General features: G+C 42.2%; 20 protein-coding genes and 1 pseudogene. 14 read left to right on the top strand and 7 right to left on the bottom strand.

Annotated elements, in window-relative coordinates; all coding sequences use genetic code 11:
• Window positions 1–66: 66 nt before the first annotated feature.
• The 3 genes from radC to SO_RS06745 all read left to right on the top strand — a co-directional run bounded on the left by radC (window position 67) and on the right by SO_RS06745 (window position 1,460).
• Window positions 67–540 (top strand): RadC family protein, encoded by a 474-nt coding sequence (gene radC / locus SO_RS06755; RefSeq protein ID WP_011071649.1) that lies wholly within the window; start codon window positions 67–69, stop codon window positions 538–540.
• Window positions 541–580: 40 nt separating this feature from the next.
• Window positions 581–943: a hypothetical protein gene (locus tag SO_RS06750; RefSeq protein WP_011071648.1), complete on the top strand. Its 363-nt coding sequence runs from the start codon at window positions 581–583 to the stop codon at window positions 941–943.
• A 142-nt stretch (window positions 944–1,085) separates the two neighbouring features.
• On the top strand, window positions 1,086–1,460 hold the full coding sequence (locus SO_RS06745) for a type IV toxin-antitoxin system YeeU family antitoxin (protein WP_011071647.1): 375 nt from the start codon (window positions 1,086–1,088) through the stop codon (window positions 1,458–1,460).
• Here the strand turns inward: SO_RS06745 and SO_RS06740 are convergent.
• A complete protein-coding gene (locus tag SO_RS06740) occupies window positions 1,450–1,647 on the bottom strand; it encodes a hypothetical protein (RefSeq protein ID WP_164925654.1) in 198 nt (65 codons plus the stop codon). The two genes, SO_RS06745 and SO_RS06740, sit on opposite strands and share 11 nt — an antisense overlap.
• Between SO_RS06740 and SO_RS06735 the strand changes: the two genes are divergently transcribed.
• From SO_RS06735 to SO_RS06710, 6 genes are all read left to right on the top strand, one after another.
• The gene (locus tag SO_RS06735; RefSeq protein ID WP_011071646.1) at window positions 1,646–2,059 is read left to right on the top strand and encodes a DUF2787 domain-containing protein; all 414 of its coding nucleotides are present in this window, start codon (window positions 1,646–1,648) and stop codon (window positions 2,057–2,059) included. The genes SO_RS06740 and SO_RS06735 overlap by 2 nt on opposite strands.
• Before the next feature lie 186 nt (window positions 2,060–2,245).
• Window positions 2,246–2,653: a DUF2787 domain-containing protein gene (locus tag SO_RS06730; RefSeq protein WP_011071645.1), complete on the top strand. Its 408-nt coding sequence runs from the start codon at window positions 2,246–2,248 to the stop codon at window positions 2,651–2,653.
• A 108-nt stretch (window positions 2,654–2,761) separates the two neighbouring features.
• The gene (locus SO_RS06725; RefSeq protein WP_011071644.1) at window positions 2,762–3,328 is read left to right on the top strand and encodes a site-specific integrase; all 567 of its coding nucleotides are present in this window, start codon (window positions 2,762–2,764) and stop codon (window positions 3,326–3,328) included.
• A 79-nt stretch (window positions 3,329–3,407) separates the two neighbouring features.
• The gene (locus SO_RS06720; protein ID WP_011071643.1) at window positions 3,408–4,130 is read left to right on the top strand and encodes a lecithin retinol acyltransferase family protein; all 723 of its coding nucleotides are present in this window, start codon (window positions 3,408–3,410) and stop codon (window positions 4,128–4,130) included.
• Between the two features lie 286 nt (window positions 4,131–4,416).
• Window positions 4,417–4,725: a CopG family ribbon-helix-helix protein gene (locus tag SO_RS06715; protein WP_011071642.1), complete on the top strand. Its 309-nt coding sequence runs from the start codon at window positions 4,417–4,419 to the stop codon at window positions 4,723–4,725.
• Window positions 4,688–4,981 carry a type II toxin-antitoxin system RelE/ParE family toxin gene (locus tag SO_RS06710; protein ID WP_011071641.1) on the top strand — a complete coding sequence of 98 codons (294 nt, stop codon included), beginning with the start codon at window positions 4,688–4,690 and terminating at the stop codon, window positions 4,979–4,981. The genes SO_RS06715 and SO_RS06710 overlap by 38 nt, the downstream gene beginning before the upstream one ends.
• 146 nt (window positions 4,982–5,127) lie before the next feature.
• On the opposite strand, the gene SO_RS06705 is transcribed toward SO_RS06710, so the two are convergent.
• The 5 genes from SO_RS06705 to hepT all read right to left on the bottom strand — a co-directional run bounded on the left by SO_RS06705 (window position 5,128) and on the right by hepT (window position 10,128).
• On the bottom strand, window positions 5,128–5,805 hold the full coding sequence (locus SO_RS06705) for an inovirus Gp2 family protein (protein ID WP_011071640.1): 678 nt from the start codon (window positions 5,803–5,805) through the stop codon (window positions 5,128–5,130).
• A gap of 315 nt (window positions 5,806–6,120) precedes the next feature.
• Window positions 6,121–7,590, bottom strand: a complete 1,470-nt coding sequence (locus SO_RS06700; RefSeq protein WP_011071639.1) for a YfjI family protein — start codon at window positions 7,588–7,590, stop codon at window positions 6,121–6,123.
• A gap of 38 nt (window positions 7,591–7,628) precedes the next feature.
• The gene (locus SO_RS06695) at window positions 7,629–7,841 is read right to left on the bottom strand and encodes a helix-turn-helix transcriptional regulator (protein ID WP_011071638.1); all 213 of its coding nucleotides are present in this window, start codon (window positions 7,839–7,841) and stop codon (window positions 7,629–7,631) included.
• Window positions 7,842–7,959: 118 nt separating this feature from the next.
• Window positions 7,960–9,036, bottom strand: coding sequence for a hypothetical protein (locus tag SO_RS06690; protein ID WP_011071637.1), 1,077 nt, complete (start codon window positions 9,034–9,036; stop codon window positions 7,960–7,962).
• A 261-nt stretch (window positions 9,037–9,297) separates the two neighbouring features.
• Window positions 9,298–10,128: a type VII toxin-antitoxin system HepT family RNase toxin gene (gene hepT / locus SO_RS06685; RefSeq protein ID WP_164925653.1), complete on the bottom strand. Its 831-nt coding sequence runs from the start codon at window positions 10,126–10,128 to the stop codon at window positions 9,298–9,300.
• Between the two features lie 652 nt (window positions 10,129–10,780).
• Here hepT and SO_RS06680 point away from each other — a divergent pair.
• The 3 genes from SO_RS06680 to SO_RS23375 all read left to right on the top strand — a co-directional run bounded on the left by SO_RS06680 (window position 10,781) and on the right by SO_RS23375 (window position 12,708).
• Complete coding sequence (locus tag SO_RS06680) at window positions 10,781–11,224, top strand: integrase arm-type DNA-binding domain-containing protein (RefSeq protein WP_164925652.1); 444 nt, start codon at window positions 10,781–10,783, stop codon at window positions 11,222–11,224.
• A gap of 106 nt (window positions 11,225–11,330) precedes the next feature.
• Window positions 11,331–12,533 carry an IS256-like element ISSod4 family transposase gene (locus SO_RS06675; protein WP_005054087.1) on the top strand — a complete coding sequence of 401 codons (1,203 nt, stop codon included), beginning with the start codon at window positions 11,331–11,333 and terminating at the stop codon, window positions 12,531–12,533.
• A gap of 40 nt (window positions 12,534–12,573) precedes the next feature.
• Window positions 12,574–12,708 (top strand): hypothetical protein, encoded by a 135-nt coding sequence (locus tag SO_RS23375; RefSeq protein WP_274544415.1) that lies wholly within the window; start codon window positions 12,574–12,576, stop codon window positions 12,706–12,708.
• A gap of 32 nt (window positions 12,709–12,740) precedes the next feature.
• Here SO_RS23375 and SO_RS06670 read toward each other — a convergent pair whose 3' ends face one another.
• Window positions 12,741–13,697, bottom strand: a complete 957-nt coding sequence (locus tag SO_RS06670; protein WP_011071113.1) for an IS1595-like element ISSod11 family transposase — start codon at window positions 13,695–13,697, stop codon at window positions 12,741–12,743.
• A gap of 42 nt (window positions 13,698–13,739) precedes the next feature.
• On the opposite strand from SO_RS06670, the pseudogene SO_RS06665 reads away from it, so the two are divergent.
• Window positions 13,740–14,552 (top strand): annotated as a pseudogene (locus SO_RS06665) (tyrosine-type recombinase/integrase); the annotation flags it as partial.
• Window positions 14,553–15,166: 614 nt separating this feature from the next.
• A complete protein-coding gene (locus SO_RS06660) occupies window positions 15,167–16,798 on the top strand; it encodes a methyl-accepting chemotaxis protein (protein ID WP_011071635.1) in 1,632 nt (543 codons plus the stop codon).
• Window positions 16,799–16,813: the final 15 nt, after the last annotated feature.

Genomic DNA, 16,813 nt, shown 5'->3' with positions numbered 1-16,813 from the left:
ATAGTGGTTGGTCGTGCTAAGTGGATAGCCCTTGCATATACCCATTTAGCAACCTTTGGAGGCGCTATGCACAAAGTGATCACCCTACCCAGCAATAGCTGGTCACAAACCTCATCGCAAATCTTAGAAACCGCAGCAGGTATCGTCGCCGAGCGCTTTGTGCGAGGCGATGCCTTTTGTAACCCGCAAGCAACTATGGATTTTCTGCGCTTTAAGCTCCACCAGCATCAACGTGAAGTGTTTGCGGTGATGATGCTCGACAGTCAGCACCGACTGATTGAATTCAACGAGATGTTCTTTGGCACAATTGACAGTGCAAGTGTTTATCCGCGAGAAGTAGTTAAAGCTGTTTTGCTATGTAATGCTGCTGCGGTGATTTTCGCCCACAACCATCCTTCCGGCTGCGCCGAACCCTCAAGCGCAGATAGACGGATCACCGAGCGCCTTATTGCGGCGCTGGCCACCATCGATGTACCCGTTTTGGACCATATCGTTGTCGCCGATACCTGCGTGTCCTTCGCCGAGCGCGGCTTACTCTAGCCAGCGTTTAAACCGGCCACACCTTCTTAAGGAGTCCATCATGATTGAATTTACCGACAGCTTTTCACAGGCCTGTGTTGCCGAAGCCTGCGCCGCGTTTCCTGAACTGCGTAACCGCTTAGCAGTTGAGCTAATTTTGCCGATGTTTGTACGGCCACTTAATGCCATGGGCCAAGTGATTGGTAAGCCGATTGTGGCACCTAATCCACTGCTGCATAAAACCGTATTGAGTGTGTTTCACCGTGATGTGGTTGAACACTTACCCAAGGAAATAGCCTTTTGCCGCTATGTTTGCCCCTGTGACAGTTATGGTGTGCCAACAGGTGAATGGCAGCGGGTGATCAACGGTGTGTACTTTAACCATGGCAGTAATGAACAGCCTAATTGGAGTGTGCATACTTAAAGACCTTTACCTACCCGATATCCAGCTCACTAGCTAGCTGTATTCACCGTTTGTACTCGCCTAGGTATTTATCACCGCTCTCGCTAGTCCGCTAACAAGCAAGCCATTCCCTTAGTTTGATCCTTCAACCATTGAGGTCACTATGACAACCCTAAAACTTTTCGATATTGAGCACGCCTGGGGCTTGCCCCGTAAAGTGTCTCCCCGCTTTGGTGCAAGGCTGATTTTACGCGGCCTGCATTTGGATTATCTCCATGACCGCGCAAGCTTTGTTGGTGAGTTTCCACCAGCCATTAAACAACAATTTGTCGAGGCCTTTCCCGCTATGGTTAAACAGCTTGAGCGGCTGGTGGCCACCGGCGAGATTGATACCACAGAGCAGCACTGCGTTAGCATTGAACACGCTGGCTTTACCTGTGAGGCCGACACACTTGGCAGTCACGGTTATTTGTATATTGCGATTTATCAAACCAAAGCTAAACCACTGACCACCAGCAACCTCACCATCACTCGATAACTTGTTCTAGCTCGTAAGCCTGTACCAATCCCCTAACCGTAAGCATCTTGCCGTGAGTAAGACTCCAAGCAAGCAGCGCTTTGCCTACACCCGATTCATAAACCAAACCGCATAGACAACAAGAGCCAAGGCGTGACTGCGCCTTGGCTCTTGCATATGCACGTAAATCAAACAAGGAATATCCCATGACATTAACCATCAAGCGTAACCAACAGCCAGCGATGCCTGATCGTTTTTACCAAGTGATTGAAAAGGAACTGGCCAACGTCGATCCAAAAGATGCCAACGCCATCACCCTTAATTTTCGCGACCCAGACTACAGCGCCGAAGCGGGTGGCTTTCATCCCGTCGAAGTACGACTAGAGAAACAGCAAGAACATTGGCGTTTAGTGTACGTCACCGACTTTGCTTTTCGCGGTCATCCCTTCCCTGAACTGGTTAAAGACATCGATATCTGCTTTAACAGCAAGCAGGTCTATAGCCTGTTTAGCGGTTGGATTGGGGAGCGGGAATCACAGGGGCTGATTAAGTTGTTCAGCGATAACTTTGTCAGTTACTACCAGATGGAAGTCTATCAAGTGGAAGTGAGTTTGGATTGACCCGCCTCGCCGTCATTTCACGCGAGCATCCTAACGATTCTAGCGCTTTCAGTCCTAACGCATTCAACGGGCCAAGCGCATCACTCCCGAGCTAATCAGTCTAATTCATTGCGACAAGCCCTGTCGTTAACAACCAACCTCGCCCGCAACGCCTGTCGTTCGCGGGCTTTTTGTTTGGAGTCCACCATGAAAATACACCGCGAAACTATCCTGCCACTGCCAGAGCCTTTCTATGAATTATTAGAACGGCAACTGGGAGCACTCAATCACCCTGACCTCAACAGCGTCACTTTTAACTACCGCGATCCCGACTACAGCTATGAGAGCGGCGGTTATCACCCAGTGGAGATCAATCTCTACCGCCAAGATGATTGCTGGTATCTCAATTACTTCACTGACTTTGCTTACTGCGGCGGGCCCTTTCCAGAGCTTGAGAAAGAAATGGAAGTGCTGTTTCAGGAGAAGCAGGTCTACAACAGCTTCTTTGGCCGCTGTTACCTCGAGCATGCCGACAGCCAGGTACGGCTGCTGCTGGAGAACTTCTGCAACTACGTCGAGATGGAGGTGTACCAGGTTCAGGTTAGCGCCGACTGAACTTGGTGCCCACAAAGGTATTTTGGGAACCAAGCAATGCAGGCCCCATGCGGGTTTGCGATGTGCTGGTGCCCACATTCATCACATAGCTAATTGAGGGAACCCAGCATGAACGAAGTCGAGGCGGTCAAGAACCGCGACACCATCAAGCTTATCAGTTACCTGCTCGAACGTCACTTTGGTCAGCAGATGGCGGATGTCTGGAATATCGGTCTTAACCTGGCCCTTAGGATCTCAGACTTACTGGCGATCAAGTTCAGCGATATCGACGGCGATCGCTTAAGCATCATCGAGCAAAAGACCGGTAAACGCGCCAGCATCAAGCTCAACCCGAAGACACTGGCGTTGATTGAGGCGATCCACCAGCGTCACCCTGAACATATCTACCTGTTCCAATCCCACCGCTCGAGCCAAGCCAAAGACCGGCAGGCCCCCGCGAAACCGCTGACACGGCGTGCAGTCGCCAAAGCGTTTGCCTTTGTCGGTGACGATATCAAGTTAGCCTTGGGCACCCACTCGATGCGTAAGACCCGCGGCTATCACCTATATCAAGCCTGCAAAGACATTGGTCGGGTGATGCGCATGCTGCGGCATCAATCGGAAGCGGTCACCTTGCGTTATATCGGCATTACTCAGCAGCAAATCGATAAGGACTTTGTCGAGCTGGAAATCTGAGTCAATCAGCACGCCCTATTCAACCCATTAGCAGATGCGACCTAGGGGTATCTGCGTTGTTTTTCTTGGAGTCCATACCATGTATACATTTCAACCCGGTGATCATCTGGTCACCAATATCGATCCGCTTGGCTTAACCGAACACCATGGCCTGTATGTGGGTCATGGCCATGTGATCCACTTATCTAAACAGGGCATCATCGAAGAAATCAACCTGCAGCAATTTGCCGGTGGCCATAGCGTTAGAGTAAAGAAGTCCACGCTGTTTCCTCATCAAGCCATTGAGCTTGCACGCAGTCAGCTGGGTCACAGCCCATACGGCGTAGCTACCAACAATTGTGAGCACTTCGTTAATGAATGCTTAGAAGGGAGCAGCACCTCTAATCAAGTCAGTAATCTTACCCACATTGCGCTGCAAGGCTCTGCCAGAGCTGGCTTACTGGGGAGCAGTGCTTCAAAGCTAGCCACGGGGACTGTCGCAAACGTCGTGTTAACCTCTACCGCCATCAAAATGACCGGCGAATACCTAGGGCTACCCGATAACGTCAACACGCTGCTAGGGACGCCTGGAGATCTTGTCGCTAAACCTGCCGAATGCCTACTAAAAGGCACCAGCCAAACTCTAGGTGAAACTTATACTTGCTTACGCCAAGGAGAGATGACCGGTGCGGGGATCAAACTCGTCACCGGCAGTATAGAAACTGGCTTAAACACCGTGTTGACGACAGCAGAAGTGGGCATCAATGGTGTAAAAGCCGGTGCTGAGCTGATAGCCGATGCATGGCATTGGTTAAGGTCATAATGCTTCTGCGACGGTATTGAGTGCTAAGTCAGCCATTAGCCAAACCCTATAAACGATAGCGGCATGTCGCCGCTATCGTTTTTATCCTTATTGCGATTAGATTGAAGATTAGCGTGATGACGGCGTAACATTAGTGCCCAGTTAAGCGATACAAACTATCTTCTATCATCCTTGAGCTGATGGCGTTGCTCGAGCAGAAAAGTAAACCGAGTAATCATTATTTTTTTGTACCACGTTATGCTAAGGTATTACCTAGTAGTACTAAGCATTACTTTTGGAGTCACAGATGAGCACAATCAAACCCGTGTCGGTTAAATTAGATGCCGATATTAAAGCCAGAGTCGAGCATTTAGCGGAAACCCGTAAACGTTCATCACACTGGATGATGCGTGAAGCGATCCGTGAATATGTTGAGAGAGAAGAGAAACGCGAAGCTTTGCAGCAAGAAGCGTTACGCGCATGGGAAGAACACCAGACATCAGGCTTGCATGTCACCGGTGACGAAGTGGTGAGTTGGCTGGAGTCCTGGGGAAGTGAAAATGAACAGGCAGCCCTACATGCCACAAATAGTCTTCACTGCCACTGCATTACGTGATTTAGAACGCTTACGTGAGTTTCTTCGCAGTAAAAATCCCCCTGCCGCACAACGGGCTGCCAGCGCCATAATCAATACCATTAGAAAACTGGAAAGCTATCCAGACATTGGTCGGCCTATCGATGACAATGACTTTAGCTTTAGGGAACTGCTCATCGACTTTGGTGACACGGGCTATCTGGCAATGTACCAGTATGATGGCGGCGAACGATTGACCGTGTTGTGTATCCGCCACCAAAAAGAAGCCGGATATTGATAGAGATGCATCAGCAAAGAGGTTTTCTCATGGATGTGCAATTATTAATATACTGCTGCTCTCTATAAAGACAAAAGCAAGGGATTTGAGCCCCTTGCCCTTTACGTCCCTATTTGTACTAGCAGCAATCATGCTAAGTAAGTTAATCACCAACTTTGTAACCGACCCGAGACACGACTACAACCAAAGTTGTGATTGCCATTTCCATAAATTTTCGTGTCAGTTTTAGCAAAATAACTTAATCTTTTAAACAAGTCTTGGTAAATGTAAGTGAAATCAGCTTGGTTACGGCACAGTAAATATTGAGCATTTTCTGGGAAATGGATCAACCCTTGAACATGGGAAATATCTAACCTTAGTGCACTCGCCCAAGCTTTGTGAATACGGTTATACATATTAGCCCGATCCAATTCAAACTTTCCTAAACTTTTATACGCATGGCCATTGAAGAACAAACAGACATGGTAATGACACTTATCCCTTCCGCTGATCTCTTTAACCCAGATGTAAAATAACTCACTAGCATGAACCAGACCGTCAGTTGTGTTTCGTAGTTTCGCCTGATAATCCGCTTTTAACTGGGCTTTCAATGATTCGAAGAAACGGGTGATCACTGCTGTATCACCTGATTCAAACATATCAGGAAATCGTAGATCAACTCTTACCGCAAATACCTTTGAATAATTCTGCACAACGCAATCCATAACTGAGCGAATGTTAAATAAATACTCTTCAATTGTACCATTCTTAAGTGAAAGTGTGTGTAATCCATCATATTGAGGTGTTGTTAGCACCGTTAAATTCCTATTAAAATCAGTACCCATATCTAACTCTCCTTTCCCAATCACTATTTTAAGGGTGTTTTTATTCATCGAAATTAATAAACTAATTCCGATGAATAAAAACACCCATGTAGCACACAAGACAACTAAATTAAAAAATTAAGCAAACAACATATAAAACACAGATATAATACTATTAACACCCTAAATGAAAACTATCTAAAATAAACCAGATTAAAACAACATTTTAAACTTATGCAATAAAACTAACTGTAACCAACAGTTATAGTCACTCTGAATTAATATGCATAGTATAATAAAAATTAAAGCGATTTATTATGATGTAAACAGTACCGCTCATGAAAAGCGCGCCAGATTTTCAGCTAGTTGAGCATTGTCAGGTTCTAGACCGAAAAATAAATCTATTACCCTAGTCTTACCTATCATAATTTCCTCCATTTTGTTACTTTGCTTTAGATAATCTAATGCGGCTTGTAATTCGGTTTTTTTACGAATACAGTATGGACCGCATTGTAAAATATAATTTTTCCTCATGTATCTTATTCCAGAAGCAATAAATGGGTTCAGCCATTCGCACAGCGCAAATGCATTTAGCACATATTTAGGTGGAGGACAAAAGACTCGCATAAAATCTCTTGAGAAATAACTTAACAACTCAATGGCTAACCACAAGGATTGTGCTGATATTTCAAAATTGTCTGGATGTTCGAAACAATGGATCAAGGCTGCAACCCTAGCAATGTTCTCTGGCAACTTGGATGCATGGTCTTTTGCACATTCATACATGCCACCAGGGGCCATTTTAATCTCGATGTCATTAGCAATATCTAACCACACATTTTTAGCTTCATTTGAGAATGTGACAGTGATCCTGTTCCTATAATCTTCCATAGCAATGACATTTAATAGTAACTGCTTTATTCTATCGTTAAATTTCTCAATCGCCTTCTTAGAATATTCATATTCACTAACTTGCCGGTAGCCACATAAAGAAACAGGAAAAGCCACTATAGCTCTAGCAAAAAAACCGTTCCCTCTCATGTCATCTTTCGACCGCGCAATAAAATTTTGCAATGCACTCGATTGAGTCATGATATGCATCGTCAGTCTTGCACCAGACACCACAAAAGACTCTAATGTCTTCCTACTTATATCGACATCTCCACCACCCCATAATGAATTAAGAATTGGTGAATTTCGCATAATATGACTTTTAAATAAAACCCCACCTTCATCTGAAGCTAGAAAAGCATTTGGTAAGTTTTCATTTAAGCCAACAAGCAATGCTTCTTTAGTCACATCCTCATAAAGAAATTTTGGTGCTCTTGGCTTTATAGGTTCAGCATCACGATGTGCTTGCAATTCATTAAGTGCTAATTCATATTTTTCATCATATTTTTCCTTTGATAGGCGTCTTTTTAACCTTACTGTTTCTTCATCGTGAATTTCCTTTTCTATTTTATATTTATTAAGTATGCTTCGGTATTCTATCAATAATTCTTTTTGTGCTGCCTTAAGCCCTTCCATATATTGGTTTTCAACAGTTGATTTTCGCTCACCAGATTCGGCAATCGTAATTGCCAAGATTGACGGTGGACATATTTTATTAATTGGGAGCGATACATTAACTGCCCCCTGTAAAGCAGCTGAAATAGTGCTTAGCTGAACTAACGCGATCATGCTATATGGAGCCTGAACAGATTCAAAAGTTTCAAAAAAAGCATCGCGCATTAACGGAGCAGCACTTAGATTTGGAAAACTGCCATCCGAGATAGGAAAATAATTGGGATATCGAGAAAAATTCATAATTAACCTCTATTCTATAAGTTAGTGACTTTTTAAGATCAGCAAAATCTTCTACCTTGCAGCCACTGTTCGACTTCTTGCATGTACCAGCCTACGGCACGAGCGCCAAGACAAACTTTTCGCGGAAAAAGTGGATCAAACCTGGGGGATTTGGGATTGAGTTTATCGTAGATAGTTGAACGCGAAAGCCCTGTAAGCTGAACCAAGGTCTTCAGTCTAATAATGGAATTGCTTGTGAGAGTTGTGTTCATAATCGTCCTCAGAGTTGTGAATAAACGTCTACAACCCTGAGATTAGATGGTTATGAAGCATGAATAAACGGGGTAAAAACGGTCCCCTTTGCTCACCTAAATTGCATTATCCATTGTATTATATGCGTTTTTTTGGTCCCCTAAGAAATTTACTCGGTCTCAAAAATAATTCAGCATATTTGGCATTATCAACGCTAAAACCTTCTGTCACTAGAAAATCTTTTATTTTAGATGTTATATTTTTATCAAATTTTTCCTGATCATCCCAAAAACGTTCAAGGCAGTAAGTTAAGTATGGAAACTGGCAACCATCTGCAATGGTTTTATCTTTACCGCATAGGCCATCGGGATTAGGGTTAAGAAAAAAAGCCGCCGCTTCTGCCTTTTTTGGAGCATAACCGAGTTGATTCATAATCAACTCTACCAATCCTTTAACTTTGGGCGGATTAGCCGTTTTCCCCCAATAGTAACGGAAGCCTAAGATAGATAATTGGTCCAGATCGGATTTATTACTTAGGAAATCTTTAACATAGTAAGGACTTGTTTCGGGAATGTCAGGAATATCTATCTCTCGTTCGAAATCTTGATTAACAAATGAAAGAATATCACGTTCAAAAACATAAACTGAATCTATTTTAGTTGGTAAGTCTTCTAGCTCATTTACAATAAAATGTGTATTGGATAAAAATCTAAAGCTTTTTCTTGTAAAGAAAAATTTAATATTGTACTTATAGTCATAGAAATCAGACTGAGAATTTATCCGTAAATCTTTTGCATTAATAGGTGTTTCGTATTTTTCTATATACTGTTCACCACTCATCAATTCAAGTTCAAGGCTTTCAGCATTCAGATAAAGTTCACTTACAAATCTCAAACTAACAATCCCATTTCTTATTAATTTGATTAAATCATCGTTGCTTAACCTAAGATACTCTACATTTTCAACTAATGATGCAAATTTGAATAATTCACTACGTTTAAATTTATCTCGTGAAACCTTTCGTTGTATAACATGATCTCTTGTCTGATATTTAATAAGATGAGTTATATGAATATCCCTTTCATAGACAGCCCAAATATTCTTACTAACAGGAGCACTAATTAAAACGGGTTTATTTTCTTGCAAAAGATGCAGTATAACTTCATCTACGCTAGTATTTAATTTCACATCCGATAACACTACAATTTTTTGCATTGACACATCCATTTTATCTGCTATTTCTGCTATTAGTAGCAGAAATAGCAGATAAAATGAATTTTTTTTTAAAATTTTCCCTCACTAGATAGCTTAACTTGTGAATATTTTCAACCTTTTATTGTGACCATGTGTAAAAAAATGCTTAAAGTGGGTTTTAGTAATGTGTCAAGAGTTAGCACTCTACACCTTGAAAGTTTAAGCAAACAAGTTCACTTTAGTAATTTTCATTTCTATATAAGAGTCTGATGGGCCGCCATTTTAGTCACTATTCAGTGATAAGCACTCTAAACCCTGCTCTGCAAAGATAAATAATCTATCGCTGTAACCTTGTGTGATCACACTGCGGATGATCTCAGGGTCAATATTCAGATAATCATGTACCAGTGCATTACGCAGGCCTATCACTTTACGCCAGCCATTTAATTCATCAGCTGGTTGTGCTCCTCGTTGACACAGGATCTCAAATGCTTGGTAGGCATCCTGAGGGCTATGTCCAGCCAGTGCTTTAGCCCAATGCTTGGCAATGCCAATACAAGCTTCAATAGAGACCTGTAACGTCCTCTCTGCGGCGCGTTCTTCTAGATTCGATAGTGGACGCTGACAGAGTAATTGACGCAATTCCCCAAGCTCGGCTTGATACCGGCTAAGGCTTAAGCGCAATGACGTGATATAGGCATTATCCAAAATAATAAAGTGGTTTTGGGCTGAATAATCGAGTTCCATTTGCGACATAATGCGTGACTCTTCTTGCATTCTTCGACCTTCATCTCGACTAAAGATTAGTTTGTTGGCATTAATGATGCCGAAGGCTAAAGGGATAGGTGCTAGATTAATATCGACAACAGACAGCTTTCCTTCGGCTAGCCCCAATGCCCTTTGCCAATCCATAGCAAGCAGTTCAGCTCTAATACGAGTATCAAGCACACTGTCCGCCTTTACCGGGTCGAATGCGACGGCTAAATCCCAATCGCTATGCTCGCTAGCATTTCCTTTCGCCTGCGAACCATACAGCCACAAGACCGCCACCTCAGGAGGGCTTGCAGCTAAAGCGTTTAGTTGGTGCAAATGCTGGCTCTGCTCGATAGTCATTGGTTTGGCTTTAAGTTGGTCATGATGTAAGTGTACCAACCCTGAGTCGGACTTAACAGGTTAGATTCGTTTGTCACGTCCCCTAACCCTTTGACTCATTGAGATAATATCTATTCGGCCTTATAGGTCATTTGTCCCAACAATGATCTATCCACAATTTCTTATCTTAGATCTGGCAATTATCAATATCAGCAAAATGTAGCTTGTACCGTACACATGTAACATCCTCCACCATGTGAAAAACTGGCAAACAAAATCTCAAAACTACACAACCTAGTGAACAAACCGAACGAGCAAAACACATAACAGCCAATCTCACTTTAACTGACCTGATAGTTGTTAATTTCAGTAATGACGTCTAGGATTTACTTTAGTAACACTAAAAGTAACATCATCAAAATTCAAATCAAATAAAATTATTATTATTCATACATATAAAAAATCAATTCAGGTGACGCCGCCCCACCAAATATAAGAACGAAGACGTCTCAGGACGTCTTTTTTCTTACCTTGAACAACGTAAAATCAATAACTTACGCCATATTACTATCCATAGACGTCCATTAACTGCCATATACTCTGGCATTCAAAATGGTATTCCAAGCGAAATGTCGCTATTATTTGGAATACCTAAATGGTTTGAAGATAGTCTATGTGTGCCAGAGCGACTCGTCTTAGTGATAAGGAAATCAAATCAATCAAACCCGATGACAAGGATAAGGTCTTATCGGATGGGGATGGACTGCAACTCAGAGTCAGATGTAATGGTTCTAAACTCTGGAACTTTAACTATCGTCATCCCACAACCAAAGCGCGTATCAATATTGGATTGGGTACTTACCCCGAAATATCTTTAGCTCAAGCAAGACAATTGACTCTCGAAAATCGAGCATTGGTTGCTCAAGGAATTGATCCCAAAGAGCATCGAAGCCAAAAGCGATTAGAAGAACAAAGTATTACCGAACATACCTTGTTTAATGTCGCATCTCAGTGGATTGAGACCAAAAAACACAGTGTGACCGCTGATTACGCAACAGATATATGGCGCTCATTTGAGCGTCACGTATTCCCCAAACTCAAAGATATGCCCATATAAGGGCTATCCACTTAGCACGACCAACCACTATATATTGTGGTTATCGATTGGTAGTGTTCATAATTCTGTGTCATTTCAGTAAAATATTCAAAAACAGGAATGACACATGACCCAACCTTTTAACTTCGAACAAGCCCTTAAAGATCTGCAATCAGGTAAAAGCCTCACAGGTAAAGACAGCATTCTTGGCCCACTGATCAAGCAACTCACTGAAGCGGCTCTCCAGGCTGAGCTTGAGCAGCATTTAGCGCATGATCCTCAGCCTAATCGTAAAAATGGCAAAACCCCTAAGACCATTAAGCATCCGTCCGGTAACTTTGAGTTAGACGCTCCTAGAGACCGCAATGGCACCTTTGAGCCTCAGTTGATTAAGAAAAATCAAACTACACTAACCGATGAAATCGAACGTAAAGTGTTGTCGATGTTCAGTATAGGTATGAGCTATCGCGATATTAATCAACATGTTGAAGATATGTATGGGCTCAATGTGTCTAACGCAACAGTCAGTGCTATCACTGACAAACTCATCCCCGAACTTAAAGCGTGGCAACAGCGCCCATTAGATAGCCATTATCCTATCGTTTGGCTTGATGCGATACATTATAAAGTCAAAGAGGATGGGCGTTACGTCAGTAAAGCCGTTTACACATTGTTAGCGCTTAATATGAAAGGAAAAAAGGAAATTTTAGGGCTTCACTTATCCGAAAATGAAGGCGCTAATTACTGGCTATCCGTACTGACCGATCTTAATAATCGTGGTGTAAAAGATATTCTTATCGCCTGTGTTGACGGCTTGACCGGTTTCCCTGAGGCCATAGCCAGTATCTTTCCTCATACGGAAACACAGCTATGCGTTATCCACCAGATCCGTAACTCAATGAAGTATGTCGCCTCAAAAAATCAGAAAGCGTTTATGGCTGATTTAAAGCCTGTGTATCGAGCCGTGAGTAAAGAAGCCGCAGAGATGGCATTGGACGAACTGGAGGCCAAATGGGGTGATGCTTATCCGTTGGTAATCAACTCTTGGCGTCGCAAATGGCATAATTTGTCTCATTATTTTAAGTACCCAGAACATATCAGGAAAGTGATTTACACGACCAATGCAGTTGAGGCTGTACATCGCCAATTTAGAAAGCTCACCAAAACCAAAGGTGCTTTTCCTAATGAAAATAGCTTGTTGAAGCTACTTTACGCAGGCATATTAAACGCCTCAGATAAATGGACCATGCCAATCCACAATTGGAGCCTTTGTTTATCTCAGTTAGCGATTTATTTTGAAGGACGTTTAGATAGCGTGCTAGAAATTTAAAAATTAGCCTGACACAGAATTTTGAACGCCCTCAAATAGCTTGTTGAAGCTACTTTACGCAGGCATATTAAACGCCTCAGATAAATGGACCATGCCAATCCACAATTGGAGCCTTTGTTTATCACAGTTAGCGATTTATTTTGAAGGACGTTTAGATAGCGTGCTGGAAATTTAAAAATTAGCCTGACACAGAATTTTGAACGCCCTCTATCGATTTTTAATTGATTGGTACGTTATCGGCTTAGAACGCACTGCTTGCTCAAGCAACCTGTAGAATAATAATCCCCGAGAATCTGACTTTCTTCTGTTGAAGCGAAATGTAAATTCATCTAAATAATAATCAAGTTGCTTAGCCTTTACCGCACCTTGATACGTACCTAAAAGCCATCTTTTACATAATGATGAGACTCGATGCACCCCAGCCATTGTTTCATGTGCAGGTACAGATGAACCTAAATGCACCATCCGATTATGCTTATATCCTTTTTTGTCTATTTGCTTGTATGCTTGAGAACCATCACTACAAATTGTGCTACCAGGCTCTATTACATCTTGAATGAATTGATGGATATGTTCTTTAGTTGCACTTTCTACTTGCCTTAAACGTATCCGCCCAAATCCAGAGGGTGATAGCAGCTCAACAGCCACCAAAACTATAGCTTTACGCTTACCCTGTTGATTTTTAATAGATGATTTTGGAATGACCCCACCTATTAATGTTTCGTCAACCTCTACGATGCCGGACAGTTTATCTCTTTCAGGATCAACCATGGCATATCTTAACTTGTGCATTAAAGACCAAGCAGTTTGATAACTCCCAAGACCTAATAGCCTTTGGACTCCAAGAGCGCTGACCCCATTCTTTTGATTTGTAATAAACCAGACAGCTGCAAACCAACTTTTCATGGGGGTTCTTGTTTTGTCAAAAAGTGTACTTGATGTTACTGAACACTGAAAACGGCAAGCATGACATTTTAACTTGCCATTACTTAACTGATAAGGTGATTGATGGCTCGAACAGCTTGGGCAAATGAATCCGTTTGGCCAACGAAGTGCGTAAAGGTAGCTAGTGCAAGATTGTTCATCATGAAACCAATCAACAAATTCGTCCCAATTTGTAGGGTAATCGACGCCAGCTTTTAATAAATACGATGAAGTTTTCATTACTACATATTGACACTGGTGGCGCTAAATGGATGGCCCTTGCCCATATCAAAAATCACATCACCGATGATTATTGAGCTTTTCCGCCCTATTGAGGCTTCAGGCAGTTTGGAAACAGTGAAAAGGCTCACTCAACGCCTAAATGAAGTCATGGTATTTGCTGTTAACTGCGGACTTATTTTTGCCAATCCACTTGTTGGAGTAAAAGCCGGTTTCAAAAAACCGGTAAAAGAAAATATGGCCACGCTAAAACCTGAAGAATTACCAGAGCTCATGTTAGCCCTAGCAAATGCTTCTATCAAACGTACTACTCGTTGCCTAATTGAATGGCAATTACACACTATGACTAGACCTTCTGAAGCCGCCTCGACACGTTGGGATGAGTTTAATTTCGAAGAAAAAACTTGGACTATTCCAGCTGAGAAAATGAAAAAAAGACGAGTTCACACAATCCCACTGACAGAGCAAATGTTGGCACTTCTTGAGACAATGAAGCCCATTAGTGGACACAGGCCTTATGTCTTCCCTTCAGATCGCAATCCTCTAGAGCACTGCAATAGCCAAACTGCAAATATGGCCTTAAAGCGTATGGGTTTTGCGAACCGGCTTGTCAGTCATGGCTTACGCCCTCTAGCCAGTACAACATTAAATGAACAGGGTTTTGAGCCAGATTTGATTGAATCGGCATTAGCACACGTAGACTCAAATCAAGTTAGAACGGTATATAACAGAACTGACTTTTTAGAAAGAAGACGCCCGATGATGAGCTGGTGGAGTAACTACATAGTGGAAGCCGCTAAAGGGAACGTAAGTCTTGCGCACAATGCAAGAAATTTAAAACTTGTAGCTCAATAAAATAGTTCGTTTTTAAATCACAGCATAAGTAAGGGGCAACCATCGGTTGCCCCTTACTTTTACTTCATTTCTCTATCAAGGCCAGGATGACCTTTTAAGGGATTTTTTGAAGTGCTTACTGGGTCGACAATGAACCACACTCAGGGCATCGAGCATACTGGTTATCTGAGAAGAAGTTTGCACCATAATCTTTGCTGTTTTTTTATCTGTAAATTAAAGCAATGGCCTTAATCAACTCAGTTACAATACAGATTCAAATGACGCGCCCACAGTTTTTTAAAGCAATGATTTAATTATTTTTTGGTCATTTTTCTTTTTGAGTCTGACACAACTGTGCTACAGGAGTGTGCTACATGGCTTCCCTTTTGTTTACCTATCTTTATCAACGAAATGCGATCTGGTGGTAACTAGCACTGGCTTGTTCAACACTTGGGATAAGGTCGCGGCTACGGGCGGCCAACCCTTATTTGTTAGGCACAGGGATTAAAAATATTAATTGTGTTGGCATAGCAAAAGTTTGGAGTCTGACTTATATATCTATTGAAGGTAACAAGCCTACATTAGGTAGGCGCCACCAAAGTGAATTTAAGCATAATCACCATTTCGGGGTTTAAATGCGTAATCTAAAGATAATTCATCTTTTACTTGGAGCTTTTGCGATTCCCATAATTGCGATTCTTGGGTTAGCTATGTTGGCGATAAGTAAAATGCAAGTCATCAATGAGCAGTCAACAGTTATATCAAGCAACTGGTTGCCTTCAGTCCGTGTAATCGAGCGACTAAATGGTCAAACTGCAGATTTAAGGGTGTTAGAATCCCGACATATTCTTTCACTAGATAATGATCAAATGCGGGAAACTGAGCGTGAGCTGGAAAAAATAAAATTGAAAATTGACGATTCAGCCCGCTCTTACCAACAACTGGTTAGCAGCAATGAGGAACAATTAATATTTAATAATTTCAATAAACTATACAAAGAATACCTAAGCACTCAGCAGAAGATCCTCATCTTATCAAGGGAAAATAAAAATGAGGATGCCAAACAACTACTACTGACCGAATCACTAAAAACTTACAACGAATACTCAGATTTATTGCTGCAATTATCAGATATAAATACTAAAGGAGCCCAAGCAGCGAGCAACTATGGTGATGAGATTTACGATGAATCCATCAAGATGACGATAGCCATCTTAGTTATTGTTTCACTGTTAGTTTTGACTACATCTATTGTTATCTCAAAATTCATTATTACTTCAATCAAAACGGTGCAACATTTTATTGCCAAGCTCGCTAATGGTGACCTCACCGATCGAATTACCGATATCGGCAATAATGAATTAGGCTTCTTAGCTCAGGATTGCAATCATACTGCAGATAAAATATCTGAAATGACGGAACAGTTGATTACCGTTGCCAACAATACCGCCACCTCGGCGGAAGTACTCGCCTCCACCATGAATCAGGTTGAGAATAATTCCAAACAAATGCTGGTTCAGGTAGAACAAATAGCGACCGCACTCAATGAAATGTCCAGCACAGCTCTAGAAGTGAGCAGAAATGCAACAGAGGCGGAAACCAGTGCCAGCGAAGCGATGGAGAATGTCACTGAGGGTAACAAATCACTCGGTGAATCCAATAACATTTCGGTAAAAATCGGTACGGCCATTCGAGATTCAGGCACCATAGTAAATCAATTGAAAGACTTTTCGATTGAAATTGGCTCTGTCATTGACGTTATTACAAGTATTTCCGAACAAACCAACCTATTAGCATTAAATGCAGCCATTGAAGCTGCAAGGGCTGGAGAAGCGGGTCGCGGTTTTGCCGTAGTTGCTGATGAGGTTCGCTCCCTTGCCGCTAAAACCCAGCAATCAACTGTTGATATTCAGGGGATCATTTCAAAGTTACAGTCTCAGGCGGAAAAAGCTGACCATTATATGAAAGCTAATGCCAGTTTGTTGGATGAATCTCAAATTATCTCGGAAAAAGTGCGTAACGCTTTCGATGGCATTTCAGCCTCCGTCAACGCGATTTCCAACGTCAATACAGTGGTTGCCACTGCTTCTAGTGAGCAATCAAGCGTGACCGAAGATATTTCCAAAAATATCTCATCGACTGTAGAAATGGTTGATCAAAATGTGATGGGGGTGGGCAACGCCAGTAAGGCCTGCCACGATGTTTTAACTGAAGCTGGTAAACAAAAACAACTACTTGCATTTTTCAAAACCAAACGTCGTTATTAATTAGGTGGTAGAACC

Source organism: Shewanella oneidensis MR-1, from assembly GCF_000146165.2.
In the GTDB taxonomy this organism is placed as follows: Bacteria; Pseudomonadota; Gammaproteobacteria; order Enterobacterales; family Shewanellaceae; genus Shewanella; species Shewanella oneidensis.
This window is presented reverse-complemented; position numbering and strand designations above follow the sequence as displayed.